This window comes from Aidingimonas lacisalsi (genome assembly GCF_008079445.1).
Classification (GTDB): domain Bacteria; phylum Pseudomonadota; class Gammaproteobacteria; order Pseudomonadales; family Halomonadaceae; genus Aidingimonas; species Aidingimonas lacisalsi.
Map to the genome: position 1 here is coordinate 131593 of NZ_VRYH01000005.1, position 16772 is coordinate 148364.

Genomic DNA, 16772 nt, shown 5'->3' on the forward strand with positions numbered 1-16772 from the left:
GCGCAGCTCAACCTCCTCCACCGCCACCGTTGGCACCACCGCCTGCGCCGCCGCCACTGGCGCTACCGCCACTGCCACCGTTGGCACCACCACCTGAGCCGCCACCACTGGCGCTACCGCCGCCGCCGCCATTGGCACCGCCGCCACTACCCCCGCCACCACTGTTGCCACCGCCACCGCCATTGCCACCCCCACCTGAACCGCCACTATTGCCGCCACCGGCACCACCACTGCCTCCTCCGCTACCCCCATTGCCGCCGCCACCAGACCCGCCATTTCCGGTACCCGGTCCAGGCCCGCCGCCTGACGAGTTGCCATTGTCGTTGCCGGTATCACCGGGCACAGGACTCCCGGGCACCGTCGATACGCTAACCATGAAAGAGCCGCCACCGCAGCCTCCTCCACCGTCCAGCCCTCCGGTACCACAGCCACCACCGCCCGCGCCACTGCCTCCTCCCCCACCACCTGCTCCCCCTCCGGCTGCAGGCGCCGGCAGGCGATCATCCATGATCTCGGAAAGCTCGTCGTCGGAAACATCGCCGGCATCCCAGGACGAAGACTGTCCCCAAACGGTAGGTGTTCCCAATATCAGCAATGCTGATAACGTTAATGTTGTCCAGCGTTCCATGACCCACCTCTCATGATCACCTTGCCCATCGATACCCGCGCATTGTGCTGTCCAGACACACTGGACAACATACCGTTACACACCTTGATAGCATCGCGGTAGTGGCGCGAGTTCACCATCGGAAAAGCGACTGATTATGAGGCAGTAGAAGTCCATACCGATGTGGTCATGAAAACATGATCGACATCATATCCAGGGAGAGGAATTTCCCATTACTGGGAGATGGGGAGCACCGCGATTATGTGGTCGTCCAGTTCTTCGTCCGGCACATCGGGTTCGGAAACGGCAAAGTGAGAGACCCCGATACCAGCACGCTGCACGCTGCGAGGGTCGCCGGAGATCAACGGGTGCCAAGCGGCCAGACCACGGCCTTCATGGACACGGCGATACGCACAGGAAGGGGGCAGCCAACGAAAGTCGCCGACTCGTTCCGGCGTCAACTGTGTGCAGCCCGGCACACGTTCGAAACGATGTTCATAGTCGCTACACCGGCAAGTGCCGAGATCCAGTAACTGGCAGGCCACGTCCAGGGTCGCGATATCCCCGGTATCGTCATCTTCCAGTTTGAGCAGACAGCACCGGCCGCAACCGTCACAAAGGGCCTCCCACTCTTCGTGGGTGAGCTCGCTCAAGGCAAACCGTTGCCAGAAGCGTTCACGCATCAGTCCTGCCCCCCACTCGGAACGCGATACGGATCCAGCCGAACCGCCTCTGTGTCAGGCGGCATCTGCAGATAGAAACCTTGCTCCTCAACGGCCTCCATCACCTCGCTCGCATCGACTCGAGCCAGCCGCTTGTCGGGGGTCAACAACAATGTCGTCACGGCAACTGGTGAACCGAAACGCTCGAGCAACGCACCCGGAACTCGCTCCAGCCCCTCACGCTTGTCAACGAAGAGATACATTGCCTCCTTGCGCGGGCTTTTGAAGATTTCGCATATCAAACGGTCGGTCGTCATGCAGGAACTCCATCAGCCAGTGCTGTCTGCAGCGCCGGAGACAAACGTTCACCCCGCCATCCTTGTGGTAAAGGTAACGGATCGTCATGCAAGCTGGCAGCCACCAACGCTTCCATATCCCGGCGACGCATCAGTAATTCCGGTGCCACGCCCAGCTCACTGGCTTGTTGATTGACTACCGATTTCAGTGCTTTGATGCGTTTCTTGAAATCGCCACTCAACGGCGAAGGCAGCGCCTTGGGCAACGACGCGTCGGGCACCTGACGCGCTTCATTCAGTAACGCCAGCAGGCTATCACCCTCCCGCTTGACCAGAGACGGTTTGACATCCTCCACTGCCGCCAACTCATAGCGGTTTTTCGGCATACCTTCAGCGATAGCGAATAACAGCTTGTCGCTGACCAACCACCCTCTCGGCACATCACGACGGCGTACCTCTCCTTCACGCCACGCCGTCATACGCCGATAGGCCTCGATCTGACGCGGTGACAACCGCCATAACTGGCGATGACGTAGGTACCATAGAGCATCATCACGGTCGTCACGGCCCGCCTGCGACACCAGGGCATCGCAATCGTCCTGCAGCCATGACAGGCGATCCAGTGCGAGCAGCGATTCTCGCTGTGCCTGCCATATCTCCAGCAGATAAACCACGTCAAGAGCGGCATACTGGCACTGGGCATCGGAAAGCGGGCGTTCCAACCAATTGGAGCGAGTCTCATCCTTGGGTAGCGACTCCCCGATCCAGTGCGCCACCAAACGTTGGTACCCCATGGCCGGATCTTCACCAAGCAACCCCTGGGCAAGCTGCGTATCGATCAATGGCGATACTGTCACCCCGGCCCAGGCGCCCAGCACTTCGAGGTCCTCACTGGAGGCATGCAGCAATTTGATGGGACCCTGAGCAAGCATGTCCCGGCAGGCATCGGTCGCCGCGACAGCTTGCGGGTCGATCAAGTAGACAGGCCCACCGGCGGTGACTTGCACCAGGGCAGGCACAGGATGAAATGTCGATTCACGAAAGAACTCGGTATCCAGCGCCAGCGTATCGGCCTGCGCAAGCTCACGGCAAACCGCATCCAGCGCGTCAGCGGTGTCAATCCAATGGATGTCGGGGATCAAGGGCATATTCATTCCGGGTGGCAAAACGGCTGTCAGTCGCTTTGAAAAGGTTGACGACCGGTGAAAGCGCGACTCAGTGTGCCGCCATCGACGTATTCGAGTTCTCCCCCCATCGGCATGCCATAAGCCAGCCGCGATACGCGTAAATCTCGACCGGCCAGCTGAGCCGCAATATAGTGCGCAGTGGCTTCGCCCTCGGCAGTGGGGTTGGTCGCCAGTACGATCTCCTCGACGCCGCCTTCGTCAAGACGCGCCTCCAGTTGGTCCAGACCGATGTCTTCGGGACCGATACCGTCCAGTGGCGATAAGTGGCCATGGAGGACGAAGTACAGCCCCCGATAACCGCCGGCTTCCTCGAAAGCCAGCATATCGGCAGGCGATTCGACGATGCACAGGACACTTTCGTCTCGCCGCGGGTGACGACACAGACCGCATATCTCCTCTTCGGTCAGGGTACGGCAACGGGCGCAATAGCCTACCTTGTCCAGCGCCTCGGCAAGTATCGAGGACATGCGCCTGCCACCGTCGCGATCACGCTCGAGCAAGTGCATCGCCATACGCTGGGCACTTTTTGGCCCCACACCGGGAAGCACCCGGAGCGACTCCATCAATTGCTCGACCAGAGGCGAGAAACTCATCAAAAAGGCATCTTGAAACCGGGTGGCAAATTAAGACCGGCCGTAGCCTCCTCCATCTTTTCGCGGGAATTGGCCTCGACCTTGCGAACGGCATCATTGACGGCGGCCCCCAACAGATCTTCCAGCAGTTCCTTGTCTTCTTGCATGACGCTGGGGTCGATATCCACCTTGCTGACATCATGGCGTCCGTTCATGGTGACCTTGATCATGCCGGCCCCCGCTTCGCCAATGACTTCAGCCTCCGCGACCTCTTCCTGGACACGCTGCATCTTTTCCTGCATTTCCTGGGCTTGTTTCATCAGGTTGCCCATTCCTTCGCCCTTCATCATGGCTAGCACCTCTCGAGAGTGGATCAGCGGGCCGTTGTATCATGCCCCGTTGGTATGCGTTTCATCCGCTTGAGGTTGCGTTTGCACCGTGGTTTCCATCAACCGTGCACCGAACGCCTCCTGCATCTTCTGGATATGCGGGTCACGATGCAATGCTTCAACCGCACGCGCTTTCTGTTCGGCGTCATGCCGCTGTGCCAAGGCACGCGGTGTTTCAACCGTGCCGGATAACTCGCCGGCAACGATCGATAACTGCCGCTCGACGCCAGCATCGGCCAGTGCCTTGCGAATGCGCTCGACATGAATGTCGGCGTTCATCGCTGCCTGAGACGGATCCAGTCGCATGACCAATGTATCGCCATCATCACTTTCGACCACACAATGCGCAGCCAGGTTGCGGGTCAGTCCACCGAGTTCGAGCCGTTGGAACAGTGTCAGCCAGTCGTCGTGACCAAACTCGCCCGACGCCGACGCGGGTTCCGCTGAGACCGTTTCGGGCTCCGCTACCGTTGCCAGCGCCGACTCGGTCATCGTGGGGTCGGTAGCTTGGGCATCAGACGGTTCGCTCATTGCCGGGTCGGACAGTGGCTCGGCCACGGACGGTTCCGCCACCGGGGCATCCGATGCCAGTGGCTCGCGCGCCGCCACTTCGGACATGAGCCCCTCCGACACCGCCTCCTCGGCACCTGTGCTCTCCGCCACCGATACGTCTGTTTCCGGTTCGGCAGAGAAGGCTTCCGACTCGCTGACAGTCGATGTCGGCAATGGTTCGTCGGCAGGCGCCGACAGCGCATCCGATGCCTCCGTGTTCGCCTCATGCGCTTCCGTCACCGGATCGGCTTCCGCAGAGGGAGCCGGTTTGTCCGGTGCTGGCGTCGAACTGGGTGACGCATTCAACGGTAGTGGCGTCTTGGCCGGCTTGGGAACGCCTTGAGGCCGAAACGCCAGCATTCGCAGCAACGTCATTTCCAGCGCCGAACGCAGATCGGGGGCATGTTCCATGTCACCGCGCCCTTGCAGACCAATCTGGTAGTAGAGCTGTACATCCTCGGCAGTGAACCGTGCCGCCATCGCCAGCAAGGTATCACGATCGCCATGACTATTGTCCAAAGCCTCAGGCACCATCTGCGCTACGGCCAGGCGATGCAGTATGCCGACCAGATCGTCGAGTACACCGGCAAAATCCGGTCCCTGTTCGGCCAATGCAGCGACTTCAGACAGCACGCGTTGCGCATCGACATCGGCCAGCGCCTCGATCAAGGCCAGCAAGTGGCGATGATCCAGAGTCCCCAGCATTGCCGACACATCGGCATGCCGTACTTCCCCTTGACCGAAGGCGATTGCCTGATCGGTCAAGCTCATGGCATCACGCATGGAGCCATTCGCCGCCTTGCCCAGCAACCAGAGCGCACTTTCTTCGCAGGGCACCGACTCGGCATCAAGCACTTGACGCAAATACTCGACGATCGGTTCGGGCGGCATGTTCTTGAGGCTGAACTGCAGACAACGCGACAGTACCGTAACCGGCAATTTCTGCGGATCGGTCGTGGCAAGCAGGAACTTGACGTGGGGCGGCGGCTCTTCGAGCGTCTTGAGCAGCGCATTGAAACTGTGCGACGACAGCATGTGCACCTCATCGACGAGGTACACCTTGTAGCGCCCTTGGGTCGGCGCGTACTGGACATTATCCAGGAGTTCGCGGGTGTCCTCGACCTTGGTGCGAGAGGCAGCATCGACTTCGATCAGGTCGACGAACCGCCCTTCGTCGATCGTGCGGCAATTTTCGCATTCGCCGCACGGCATCGACGTAACGCCTTCATCGCCGCGTCCATTGGCCGTACAATTCAGACACTTGGCCAGGATTCTCGCTAACGTGGTCTTGCCGACGCCACGGGTCCCCGTGAACAGGTAGGCATGATGCAGACGCCCCTGGTCGAGCGCATTGACGAGTGCGCGACGGACATGCTCCTGCCCGACCAGTTCATGAAACGTGCGTGGACGCCATTTACGTGCCAGTACCTGATAACTCATGCGGCGCGGGATCCTTCAGCGATGCGGCCGCTATACGGCCCCAGTGAAACGGCGAATGTCGATGATAACGTGACGTGCCGAACGATAACCCGTCATTCTAGCGACTGGAAACAAAGGCGGAAAGCTCCTCTTCTCGATGCAACGACGCTCGCTTCATGAATCTGATGCCGCATGCACCGTTACCGCCAGCGATACCGCTTTCTCCAGGTCATTACGGTTCAATGCTTCCATCAAGGCGGGACGATCCTGGGTCAGAGCGCGGATGACATTGATGGCGCGCTGCAATACCCACTCGCGTTGGGCCTCGTCGTCGGTCAATGCGAGCAAGGGCTCCATGATGCGCGCATAAACGACGGTCGGCACCTGCCCGGCATCATTGCCCGGACGATACTCCCGGCCTTGCTGACAGACACCCGACGGTGTGCCCTCCGGTACGTGAAGCGAGCGGTTCGCCGCCTCCTCGCCGGGCAGCGAGCCTTCACCGGCCGCCAGCCACCCCACCGAGACCCCCAGGGCACTGGCCAGAACCACCAATTTGTCAGCCCCTGGCAATGACGATCCGCTCAAATATTTTCTTATCAAACTTTGTGCAATACCGGTGTCTCGCTCGAGAGCGTATGCCGACCGCTCCCCCATCGCCTGACGAAGGCGTAGGCAGAACCCCTCGACATCCCAAGCTTGAAGGCCATGACTGCGGGACTTAACGGATTGATGCGCCACGTCGGACTCCAAGCCATTGATATATCATGATCAATAAAAATACAATCAATGAATTACGCATATGGATAGCAATAAACATCTATTTGTGATTGCATAGAGCTTCATACTATTGCACCGTTTCCGTCATGAACGAAAAACAGCGAGTAAAAAAACCGGCCTCTGGGGACTGGCATCGTGCCGATATCGTAGCGGCCCTTCACAAGGCCGGCTGGACGCTGCGCAAGCTGGCCGCTCACCACGGTTATCGACAAGCGACCACGTTATCCGTGGCCCTGGATCGCCCCTGGCCCAAGGGCGAACGTCTCATCGCCAATGCGATCGGCGTCGACCCAGCCACCATCTGGCCGTCTCGCTATAACGACAACGTACTGCGGCAACATGAGCGTAAAGAATAGCAGCCCATCGGCATGAAGTCGCCCGCCGATAACTGCGAATACGCATGCCGATGACACGAGCCTGGAACGAGATGTGAATGCTTGCAGTCACCAGGAGATCATCATGCCCGAGAATGCACCGACCATACTGAAGGACCGCCAAGGCGGCATGGAGACGCCTCGTGCGCCTTCCGCCACTGAACGGATGGTGAAACAGAGACAACGAACGGCGTGGCAAGCCGACTGCGACAGCCTGCTCGCGGCGCATCCCTTCACGGGGGCGCTGACTCGGTCGCTGGACCCGGTTCCCGTGATCGACAGCCGCCTACCCACCCTGATGACCGATGGCCATCACCTGTTCGCCAACGTCCACTTCATTGCCCGTCTTTCGGCGAAGATGCGACGGTTCCTGCTGGCCCATGCCGCCTATCATTGTGTGGGAGGACATTTTCTGCCCACCAGCAAACCGGACAAGCACCGCTGGACGCTAGCCTGCGAACATACCGTCAACTATCTCGCGTTACTGGAACGTATCGACATCCCGGCCCAGGCAATCCTGTATCCTGCCCAAGCCGGCAAGGATATCGTGAGCGTATACGAATGGCTGGCACACCACCCCTGCCCGAGTCGTGACCAGCCGCTGGACATCCACCGGCCAGACCTACGGCTCGCCGGCTCGCGTATCGCCATCATCGATCCGGACTTCCAGCCGCACACGCCCGACCCGACAGTGGCTCGTGACTGGCGTGATCTGGCCGTGACGCACGCCTGCCAATCCGACATGATTGATCAGGAAATACTCACTTACCTACTGGCGCCGGTCGATCGCTAGCCACTGCGCCATGCATGGCAACAAGCCTGCATCATGCGTTTGCAAAGGGAGGTAAACAAGCCAATAGCCAGAGGCGATAACGGCCTTGAAAGGAGGCGGCCCCCGACAGCCGCATCCCGGCACACGCAGCCACCACTACCGTTGCTCCCTTCCGGGCCTGGCGGGGTTTGCGGTTTAGCGTTGCGGGAGGACCGACGAGGGCCACCATAACACCATTAGCCGATGGCTAATGCTCTCGGGGATAGCCGCGACATCAACGGCTTATCCGAGGGAAGCGCACTATAACAGTCGGTTCCCGCACGAGCAATAGCCCAAACGCCGCCGGACGCCAAGTCGCTGCCGACCACGCTACTCTCACGTCCTGAAGGGATACCGTCATGGCGATACATCGCCAAGAGGTGTAGCTTGATTGTTGAATGCTATCCATCGGGAGACATACAGCATGAAGAAGGATCCGAACAAGGGTTATGTCGCGTTTCTCGGTTGGAGCCTCAATGCCGTGGAAGCCGCCGAAAACTTCGACAGGCGCTATGTCGTCGTCGCTCCGCCATGGGCGGAAGCGTACTGCCAGGAACACGACATCCCCTACGTTCCGTGGGATTTCGAGCGACTCAACGACCGCTCCATGGAAATCGCCCAGACGCTGCAGGATATGGGAGTGGACGTCGCCATCCCACTATTCGAGGAAACCGTCGAATGGGCCGGCGCCATCAATTCCGTCCTGCTCGACAACCCCCGTCTTTATGGCCAATCATTGCTGCTACGCGACAAGGCGTTGATGAAACGCCGTGCGCAATTGGGTGGCATTCGTGTCGGCATTTTCGAGGAAGCTCATGATCATGACGATGTCATCCGCTTCCTCAAGCGCGTCAATCAGACGCTACTCAAGCTCGACGGCGACCCCAACGATCCCATTCATCTGAAGGCATTCGACAAGGCCGGCTGCCTCGGGCACCGCGTCATCCGCACGCCTGATGAAGTCGATACCATCCCCGAGGAAGAGTTTCCGGTACTGATGGAATCTCACCTCGACGGTTGGGAGTTCGCGGTCGAGGCATGGATCCACGATGGCAAGATTCGCTTCCTGAACATTTCCGAGTATGTGACGCTGGGATACTCGGTATTCGTGCCGGCAACGCCCGAGCTGGAGAAGTATCGTGCGCAGATCACCGCCCAGATCGAAAAATTGATCAAGACGTTCGATATCGATTTCGGCTTCATCCATCCGGAGTACTTCGTTACCAGCGATGGCGAAATGTACTTCGGGGAAGTGGCCTATCGGCCCCCCGGCTTCAAGGTGTTCGAACTTCTGGAGCGGGCTTACGGCTTCAATGCCTACCAGGGTTTGATCCTCGCGTTCGATCCCAAGACGACCGAGGAGGAGATCACGGCCTTCTTTCCCCGCGAGGTGGTCGACGCCAAGGGGCATGCCGGCTGCTTCGGCGTCTACCCACGCCGACGTGTGGTCAGTCGCCTGGAAATCCCGGAAGAGACCGAAGATCACCTCTATTTCGAATCGCATGAACTGACGGCACCGCAAGAGGAGACCGTAACCAAACGCACGGCCTTCGGGACCCACTGGGGGCTAGTCTACTTCTTCGGTGAAGATCCCCATACGATGCGGGATCTGCTGAAACATCAGGAGTCTCTGGATTTCTATGTATAATCCTAGAGAACAAGCCTGTTAATACGAGGAGTGGGCGTGACGACGCATGACCATGACGCATCCAGCGATGACGCCAGACTCAAGCCGTTGCTGGACAAGCTCGACGACGCCATCGCCATCCTGGCGGACGCCCCGGACTTCGCCAAACCCGGCAAGTTACGCCGGATTTTCGATACCGCGCGGCGCATCATGCTGCTTGAAGGGGGGGGGACGGCGCTCGAGGCACGCGCCCAGACTCTGGAAGACGCCGGTCTCTTCACGGGAACCGATTGGGCCCATCCGCAGACATTGATTCCCTCATTGACGACACTCTCGCTGAAGAGTCCCGACACCGATACCGTCATACTCGAAGCCTTGAGCGAACTACGCCTGCTCAAGGTGGCGATGGGGGAATACGCGCACCCTCAAGTCTCCAGCGAGCAGGCACACCACTACCTGACCCAGGTACTCGCCATCAACCTGGAGCTGCTGTTTTCCGCCCCGAGTGAAGCGGAACGCGAGACACAAGGCCGCCTGGCCACGATCACCCGATCGCTGTTCGCCCATCTGGCCGAGCGTATTGGCTATGAACATGTCATGGACAAGCTGATCGATGAGATATGGCGCATCCTCCAGCAACGCCCCATCCAGGTCGAACCGGTCAAGCGCATGATCACCCAGATCGCCGCTTGTCGTCTCGACCCGGATATCGACCTGGGGACCAGCGGACAGGGTGCCGACCGATTGATCAGCAGCCTGTTCGGGGCCACGCAAGCCTGCCGTGAAGATCCCGGCGTCGACGTCTATGCACAGCGCCTTGCCAGCATGGACAATGGTGCCTTGCAGTATGAAGCCACGGGCTTTGCACGCGCCATGCACGATACTGGCCTGGTATCGCCCTACCATGCGATCCTGATCCGGCACCTGCTCGACCAGGGCGACCATCTGCTGTCGGAAGCCCTCGGCCTCTCGTCGACGGGGCGTGATTGCCTGCTGTGCTACCGACAGCTCATTCAAGCGATCATCGAGGAGTCGGTCCATCCAGCCACGGCACAGGGGATATATGGCCTGGCCCTGATGCTGGAACGCGGCATTCTCTATCAACCCCCCGTGGCACCAGCGTTATGGCGCCAGGTCGCCCTGCCGTTGTCTGCCTGGTCTCAGGAACGCCTGACACTCGCTTATGGCGATGTCGTCTCCCCCCGAGCCAGGTTATTGGAAGGCGTTCTATGCATGCTTGGTATGCCGCTGGGTATCGGCCAGGGCAACAATCCGACCTGCCAGTCGGCACGCGCACTATCGATGTGGGCCTACAACGATCCTGATTACCTGCTGCAGATGGTGGCCTGGGCGGCTCGCGACGACGAGATCATCATGCATTTCGAGGGGCAGCCGATTTCGTCGATGGCCAGTCTGTCAGGTGTGGCCAAGGAATTGCCCATCGACCTGGATCCGGTCTCGCTATTGGTCGTTCCGCACCTCGATCGCATCTATGCCGAGATGGGACGTCGCTGTATCGGCCGAGAGGGCGATCCGCACCGCTGGGTGAATCCCGAATTTCATGGATGGTGGTCCGGTCGCGGGTTTCGCATCAACGTCGATGTGGCAACCGGTCAGATCACGGATCTCGAGGATTTTCTGCGCCACTTCTATGCCAGTTACCACCCCTACTACAACGGCAATCAGCCCTTGATCCACCCCCAGCCCGCCGGTATTGCCGTGACCGACAACTCGGCGCGTTTCATTGGCTGGCACGCCATCAGCCTGCTGCGTGTGGCACTGGATCCCAGCGATGTGATGCGTGCCTACTTCTACAACCCCAACAACGACAGCGGCCAGGATTGGGGCGATGGTGTCAAGGTCAGTACCGCCGGCAATGGTGAACGCTTCGGAGAGGCCTCGCTGCCTTTCGAGCAATTTGCATCGCGACTTTACATCTTCCACCACGACCCGCTGGAAAGTGGCGAACCGGCGAGCATTACGCAAGAGGAACTCGACCGGGTTACCGGCTATGTCCACCGCAGTTGGGGCGCCGATAGAGTCCCGGCCGCGTCACTGCAAACCGCCGTCGACAATTCCCATCGACCCTGACTGCGTAACGAGGCATCGCGTATTCGACCCTCATGGTGGAAAACGGCGTTGTAACCAGCGTGCCCAGAATGGCGCCACCATCATCAGGGCGACCATGCGGAGAAGATGGTGAAACGCCACGAACACCGGGTCGAGATCGAGCGCCACGGCAAGGATTGCCATTTCACCGATCCCGCCCGGGGCCAGCGCCAGCAACGCCACATCCCTCGGAACCCCCACGCTCCGATGAATCAACTCCGCGAATACGCCCAGCACCGCCAGGGCCAGCAACGTCGCGATGAATGCCTCGAACAGGTAACGTCCGAAGCGGGCCCCCGACAGGCCGTGAAACCGCGACCCAATGGCGCTACCCAATACCCAGAGCATCAGATTCATGCCCCAGTCCGGTAACTGAAGGCTAGCCACGCCGAAGCCACTGAGCATTGCCGTGAACGCCAATGGCGCCAACAAGGCCGGGGTCGGCACTTTCAGCTTACGCCCCAGGGGAATCAGTATCGGCAGGATCAGCAACAACCAGAGATCGCGGGTTGCCATGGCGACTGCGTTATCTGCGGCCTCGCCGCCCTCGAATGCCCAGAACAGCGGCGGTAGAATCAGCACGACCAACACCACGCGCAGGGATTGTGCGACGGCGATCCGCTGCGGATCACCGCCACTGCGATCGCCCATCATGATCATCGCCGTCATGGCGCCAGGCGATGACGCGAACCAGGCACTGACCGCATCGAAACCACGATAGCGATACCAGGCCGACGCTACCCCCGTCGAGATCGCGACACCGACCAACAGCAAGGCCGCGGACAACGGCCAATCCAGTACGCGCTCGGCCAACTGAGGCGTCACCCGGCTTCCCAACACCATGCCCAGTACGCCGAGGAAGACTTCCCGTAATCGTTCGGGAACCCGGACATCAACGCCACGCGCCGAGACGATCAAATTGGCTACCAGAGGCCCCAGCATCCACGCCAACGGCAATCCCGTCTGATCGAAAATCACACCGCCAACGCCCCCGACGGCCAATGCCTTGAGCAACGCTCCCACTGAGGCACTTGCCACCCGTCTTCTCCTTTTGTTACTTGCCTAACGGTCCTCATGATCGCATGAAAAGGCTGCCAAGCGGGACGTTATCGGTATAATGGTGTTTTGGCCGACTCACGAGAGATGCATGCAGCGACTCGACCAACTACTGGTGAGCCAAGGTCTGGCACGCTCACGAGCACGCGCCCAACGCCTCATCCGCCATGGCCGAGTCAGCCTGGCGGACACTGGCCGTGTCCTTGCCAAAGCCAGTGAGTCTCTGGATGAGAATTGCCGGCTGAACATCGCCGACGATCCGGAAGACCGTTACGTGTCTCGTGCCGGGCTGAAACTGGAAGCCCTGATAGAGCGGCAGTCCATCGACCCGACGGGAATGGTGGCACTGGATGTCGGGCAATCGACAGGCGGCTTCACGGACTGTCTGCTTCACTATGGTGCCGCTCATGTGATCGGTATCGAAGTCGGCCACGACCAGCTCGTTCCCGCGTTGCTTGCCGATGCGCGTGTCACCGTACTGGAGGGGCTCAACGCACGCCGTATGAGCGACGACCCACGCGTGTACGCCTTGCTGGCCGACTATGCTCCTCGGGGTTGCGAGTTGGCGGTCATGGACGTCTCCTTCATTTCGCAGACATTAATCCTGCCACAGCTCGCCAACTTACTGAGACCGGATGGCCAACTCTTGTCGTTGGTCAAGCCCCAGTTCGAACTGGGACCCGGTCAGGTCAATGAACGCGGAATCGTCACGGATAGCGCTGCCTATGCCACGGTCGAGTCACAGCTTCATCAATGCTGCCGTGACCTCGGGCTTGATGTGCTAGCCTGGATCGAGAGCCCTATCCAGGGTGGCGACGGCAATCGAGAATTCTTGCTGCATGCCCGACGGCAATGATTGACTTGACGTAACGGCATGGTAGAAACACAGGGCATCAACGCTTTTTGCCTAACGACAGGATGTTCACATGGCCACTGTAAAGCCACTTTTCACTTTTTCTCTGGGGCTGATCATCTCGCTCACTGCCTGCTTTCCTGCCTTGGCGCAGCAGAGTGATGAAGTGGATGAGGCGGTACAGGAAGCGAATCAACGCCGATTTCTTGAAGAGCAGTCGGAACGCAACCCGTTCTCAATCACCACTTATCGGCGCAATTACCTGATGCTGTGGAGTTACAATACCAATCCGAATGACACCCAATTTCGCGCTGCCAATGATGGTGTCGATGCCGATCACGCTGAGGTCATGTTCCAGTTCAGCGCAAAATTCTCGATGGCCGACGACATCTTTGGCGAGAATGGCGACCTTTACTTCGCCTACACCCAGCGTAGCTGGTGGCAAGCTTACAATTCAGAGGCGTCATCGCCATTTCGCGAAACCAACTTCGAACCGGAGTTCTTCATCAGTTTCGAGAACGACTGGCAATGGCTGGGCTGGACGAACACTCAGAACCGCATCGCTATCAATCACCAATCCAACGGGCAATCGGGCGACGAATCACGCAGTTGGAACCGCGTCTACCTGGATAGCGTTTTCCAGCGCGGTAAGTGGTCAGTCAGCGTTGCGCCCCACTGGCGCGTACCGGAGTCGCGTAGCAACGACGACAACCCGGACATCGAGAAGTACATGGGCTATGGCGATGTTACCGTGGCGCGACGACTCAATGATGATCATGAAGCCAGTTTGATGGTTCGGGGCAATCCCGGTGCGGGGAATATGGGAGCACAACTGGATTACTCATGGCCGCTCTTCGGCAACGTGCGCGGCCATATCCAGTATTACAACGGTTATGGCGAGAGTTTGATCGATTACGACAATCGCAACCATCGCCTCAGTCTGGGCTTCAGCCTTAACCCTCTGTTCAGCGGCAGCAGTATTGCTCGATGACGTCGCCAGCGTCGTCAGGCGCCCATTCACGTTAGTGCCATAACTGCTATGCTGTGAACGTTATTCACCGTCAGAGGAAGACTCTTATGGCAAGCCGTAAGCCCAATACCGAAGCCAGTACCGAACAACTCAAAGCCGATCTGCGCCATCTCAGCCAGACCGTCGAAGAGCTGGTGAACGCCACCGCCGATGACTCACGCAACAACATCAAGGAGCTGCGCGAACGCGCCGAAAAACGTCTGCAAGACACTCGTTCTCGGCTCGAAGCACGCGGTGGACAGGTCTATGGAGAAGCCCGCGACAGCATGCGTGAGCAAGTCGACGCCTGTGACAAGTATGTTCACGATAACCCCTGGACCAGTGTCGGTGTCGGGGCCGCCGCAGGAGTCATCATCGGCATGCTGATCGGGCGGCGCTGATGACGGATCGCCAAGGACCGGCAGAGCGTCTGTTCGACGCCACCAAACGGTTGATCGGCAGCCTGCTGAGCTCCGGCGAGACGCGCTTGCGTCTCGCCGTTGTCGAGCTCGAGGAAGAACGCGCCAGACTCATTACGCTGTTACTGCTGGCCGGTATCAGCCTGTTGCTCCTGTTGCTCGGGCTGGCCGTGTTGACCCTGTTCATCGTGGTGATTTTCTGGGAAAGCTACCGTCTGGAAGCCATTGGCGGCTGTGCCGCCGTGTTCCTTGTCAGCGGTCTCGGACTGGCGCTATGGGTACGTCGCCAGGCACGCCGCCCCACGCTGCTGAAAAGCACGCTCAAGCAGTTGGCTACCGACCGCGACCTCATGGAGGCAGACCGTGAGTCGTAATTCATCGCCGGCTCAGCATCGTCGACAACGCAAGGCGGCTCTGGAAACGCGGATCGAGCAGCAGCGCATCGATATGCTGGTCGATGCGCATCGCTGGCATGACGCCAGCCGGAGTATCGATGATGTCTGGCACGAGGCCATGCGCTGGAAGGCGCCCATCTATGCCATCAGCGGGTTGGTACTCTGGCGGGGCGTGAAAAACCGTAACACGCTATTGCGCTATGGCCGACGAGGCTTCACTGTCTGGATGCTGATGAAGCGGATGCGAAAATTGTTGGGTTAGTCGTGGTGCCCGTGTAGGCCATTACAACGCCTGACCGCATGCCACGCCCGACGCCCATGCCCATTGGAAATTGTATCCTCCGAGTTCCCCGGTAACATCCAGCACTTCCCCTATGAAACGCATTTGCGGCAGATGCTTGACTTCAAATGTCTGCGAAGAGATCGACGCCGTTTCAACGCCTCCCATGGTCACTTCAGCCGTCCGCCAGCCTTCCGTACCGGCAGGCTTGATACGCCACTGCTGAAGACATTCACGCCACGCCTCGAGTTGCGCGTTGGACAACTCGGCCAGCAGCGGGTCTTTGCCATACCACTCTGCCAATGCCAAGGCCAGGCGTCGTGGCACATGGTCGCCCAGCCAGGTCGTCAGTCGTCGTTTGGGTGTCGTTTGCCGGGCAGCGGCCAGTTCCTCAGCGGCATCCGTCGCGGGTAACAAATCAACCTCGAGCTCATCGCCCGGTTGCCAATAACTGGAAATCTGTAACATGGCCGGCCCGGACAAGCCTCGATGGGTAAACAGCATCGGTTCATGGTACTCGCCATCACGACAACGAGCGACTACCGGCGTACTGACACCCGATAAGTCCGCAGCCCGCGCTTTCCAGCCTGACGTCAGGGTAAAGGGCACCAATGCGGCGCGGGTATCGGTGACAGCCAGCCCGAACTGACGCGCAAGATCGTAGCCGAACCCTGTCGCCCCCATGGTGGGAATCGACAGGCCGCCCGTGGCGACCACCACCGCTCCTGCCTCGATTCGACCCAGCGATGTCTGCAGGACCATGCCCTCACCCAGGCGTTCGACGGATGCCACCGTCGTTTTCAGCCGAAGGTCGACACCCGCCCATTCGCATTCTGTCAGCAGCAATTCGACGATCTGCCTGGCCGAATCGCGACAGAACAGTTGGCCAGGTGTCTTTTCCGTATAGTCGATGCCATGGCGCTCGACCAATTCTAGAAAATGTTCCGGCCGATACCGTTTCAGTGCCGAGATACAAAAATGCGGGTTGGTGGAGAAGAAGTTGGCCGGCGACGTGGCCATATGGGTGAAATTGCAACGACCGCCCCCGGACATCAATATCTTCTTGCCTGGCTTGTTGGCATGGTCCAGCAACATGACAGACCGCCCTGCATAGCCGGCTGTCAAGGCACACATCAGCCCAGCGGCGCCGGCGCCGATCACTACGACATCAGGATTCGTCATGTACCCTCGGCATGCTTGGCAGGGCGAGTCCCCCCTGTCGAACGGCTCCCCGTCACTCGGACCGGGGCATGAAGCCGCCAGTCTAAGCGTTGTCCGAAACCTCGTCGAGCATGCCTCATACAAGACAGTCGCGCCGCCTGACACGACCTGTACAATAGCTATACAGATAACTGGCCGCAAAACCTGTGCATTT

At 59.5% G+C, this 16772-nt stretch carries 19 protein-coding genes and 1 other RNA gene; 9 read left to right on the forward strand and 11 right to left on the reverse strand.

Annotated features, from left to right (window positions below; genetic code table 11):
* Window positions 1-7: 7 nt before the first annotated feature.
* The 8 genes from FVV99_RS18680 to FVV99_RS12025 all read right to left on the reverse strand — a co-directional run bounded on the left by FVV99_RS18680 (window position 8) and on the right by FVV99_RS12025 (window position 6425).
* The gene (locus FVV99_RS18680; RefSeq protein WP_201745081.1) at window positions 8-628 is read right to left on the reverse strand and encodes a hypothetical protein; all 621 of its coding nucleotides are present in this window, start codon (window positions 626-628) and stop codon (window positions 8-10) included.
* A gap of 212 nt (window positions 629-840) precedes the next feature.
* On the reverse strand, window positions 841-1290 hold the full coding sequence (locus FVV99_RS11995) for a YcgN family cysteine cluster protein (RefSeq protein WP_148254319.1): 450 nt from the start codon (window positions 1288-1290) through the stop codon (window positions 841-843).
* Entirely contained in the window at window positions 1290-1586 is a 297-nt protein-coding gene (locus FVV99_RS12000) for a YcgL domain-containing protein (RefSeq protein ID WP_148254320.1), read from the reverse strand. Before FVV99_RS12000 ends, FVV99_RS11995 begins: the two co-directional genes overlap by 1 nt.
* Window positions 1583-2713, reverse strand: a complete 1131-nt coding sequence (gene rnd, locus FVV99_RS12005) for a ribonuclease D (RefSeq protein ID WP_148254321.1) — start codon at window positions 2711-2713, stop codon at window positions 1583-1585. The genes FVV99_RS12000 and rnd overlap by 4 nt, the downstream gene beginning before the upstream one ends.
* 26 nt (window positions 2714-2739) lie before the next feature.
* Window positions 2740-3345, reverse strand: a complete 606-nt coding sequence (recR, locus tag FVV99_RS12010) for a recombination mediator RecR (protein ID WP_148254322.1) — start codon at window positions 3343-3345, stop codon at window positions 2740-2742.
* Entirely contained in the window at window positions 3345-3674 is a 330-nt protein-coding gene (locus FVV99_RS12015) for a YbaB/EbfC family nucleoid-associated protein (RefSeq protein WP_148254323.1), read from the reverse strand. Before FVV99_RS12015 ends, recR begins: the two co-directional genes overlap by 1 nt.
* Window positions 3675-3713: 39 nt before the next feature.
* Entirely contained in the window at window positions 3714-5705 is a 1992-nt protein-coding gene (gene dnaX, locus FVV99_RS12020) for a DNA polymerase III subunit gamma/tau (protein ID WP_148254324.1), read from the reverse strand.
* A 153-nt stretch (window positions 5706-5858) separates the two neighbouring features.
* The gene (locus FVV99_RS12025) at window positions 5859-6425 is read right to left on the reverse strand and encodes a helix-turn-helix domain-containing protein (RefSeq protein ID WP_201745082.1); all 567 of its coding nucleotides are present in this window, start codon (window positions 6423-6425) and stop codon (window positions 5859-5861) included.
* 125 nt (window positions 6426-6550) lie between these two features.
* Between FVV99_RS12025 and FVV99_RS12030 the strand changes: the two genes are divergently transcribed.
* Together FVV99_RS12030 and FVV99_RS12035 are read left to right on the forward strand one after the other, a co-directional pair.
* Window positions 6551-6820: a helix-turn-helix domain-containing protein gene (locus FVV99_RS12030; RefSeq protein ID WP_148254325.1), complete on the forward strand. Its 270-nt coding sequence runs from the start codon at window positions 6551-6553 to the stop codon at window positions 6818-6820.
* Between the two features lie 103 nt (window positions 6821-6923).
* The gene (locus FVV99_RS12035; RefSeq protein WP_148254326.1) at window positions 6924-7631 is read left to right on the forward strand and encodes a DUF2201 family putative metallopeptidase; all 708 of its coding nucleotides are present in this window, start codon (window positions 6924-6926) and stop codon (window positions 7629-7631) included.
* 100 nt (window positions 7632-7731) lie between these two features.
* Here the strand turns inward: FVV99_RS12035 and ffs are convergent.
* Window positions 7732-7828, reverse strand: an RNA gene (ffs, locus tag FVV99_RS12040) — signal recognition particle sRNA small type.
* Between the two features lie 245 nt (window positions 7829-8073).
* Between ffs and FVV99_RS12045 the strand changes: the two genes are divergently transcribed.
* Both FVV99_RS12045 and FVV99_RS12050 read left to right on the forward strand, forming a co-directional pair.
* Window positions 8074-9297 (forward strand): ATP-grasp domain-containing protein, encoded by a 1224-nt coding sequence (locus FVV99_RS12045; RefSeq protein WP_148254327.1) that lies wholly within the window; start codon window positions 8074-8076, stop codon window positions 9295-9297.
* Window positions 9298-9333: 36 nt separating this feature from the next.
* Window positions 9334-11367, forward strand: a complete 2034-nt coding sequence (locus FVV99_RS12050) for a hypothetical protein (protein ID WP_148254328.1) — start codon at window positions 9334-9336, stop codon at window positions 11365-11367.
* Window positions 11368-11397: 30 nt separating this feature from the next.
* Here FVV99_RS12050 and FVV99_RS12055 read toward each other — a convergent pair whose 3' ends face one another.
* The gene (locus tag FVV99_RS12055; protein WP_148254329.1) at window positions 11398-12423 is read right to left on the reverse strand and encodes an AbrB family transcriptional regulator; all 1026 of its coding nucleotides are present in this window, start codon (window positions 12421-12423) and stop codon (window positions 11398-11400) included.
* 109 nt (window positions 12424-12532) lie between these two features.
* Here FVV99_RS12055 and FVV99_RS12060 point away from each other — a divergent pair, with 109 nt between their 5' ends.
* From FVV99_RS12060 to FVV99_RS12080, 5 genes are all read left to right on the forward strand, one after another.
* Window positions 12533-13297 (forward strand): TlyA family RNA methyltransferase, encoded by a 765-nt coding sequence (locus FVV99_RS12060; protein WP_148254330.1) that lies wholly within the window; start codon window positions 12533-12535, stop codon window positions 13295-13297.
* 70 nt (window positions 13298-13367) lie between these two features.
* Window positions 13368-14285, forward strand: coding sequence for a phospholipase A (locus FVV99_RS12065; RefSeq protein ID WP_148254331.1), 918 nt, complete (start codon window positions 13368-13370; stop codon window positions 14283-14285).
* Window positions 14286-14371: 86 nt separating this feature from the next.
* Window positions 14372-14704, forward strand: a complete 333-nt coding sequence (locus FVV99_RS12070; protein ID WP_148254332.1) for a DUF883 family protein — start codon at window positions 14372-14374, stop codon at window positions 14702-14704.
* Window positions 14704-15096, forward strand: a complete 393-nt coding sequence (locus FVV99_RS12075; RefSeq protein WP_148254333.1) for a phage holin family protein — start codon at window positions 14704-14706, stop codon at window positions 15094-15096. Before FVV99_RS12070 ends, FVV99_RS12075 begins: the two co-directional genes overlap by 1 nt.
* A complete protein-coding gene (locus tag FVV99_RS12080; RefSeq protein ID WP_148254334.1) occupies window positions 15086-15379 on the forward strand; it encodes a YqjK family protein in 294 nt (97 codons plus the stop codon). Before FVV99_RS12075 ends, FVV99_RS12080 begins: the two co-directional genes overlap by 11 nt.
* A 21-nt stretch (window positions 15380-15400) precedes the next feature.
* On the opposite strand, the gene FVV99_RS12085 is transcribed toward FVV99_RS12080, so the two are convergent.
* The gene (locus tag FVV99_RS12085) at window positions 15401-16579 is read right to left on the reverse strand and encodes a BaiN/RdsA family NAD(P)/FAD-dependent oxidoreductase (RefSeq protein ID WP_148254335.1); all 1179 of its coding nucleotides are present in this window, start codon (window positions 16577-16579) and stop codon (window positions 15401-15403) included.
* Window positions 16580-16772 lie beyond the last annotated feature (193 nt).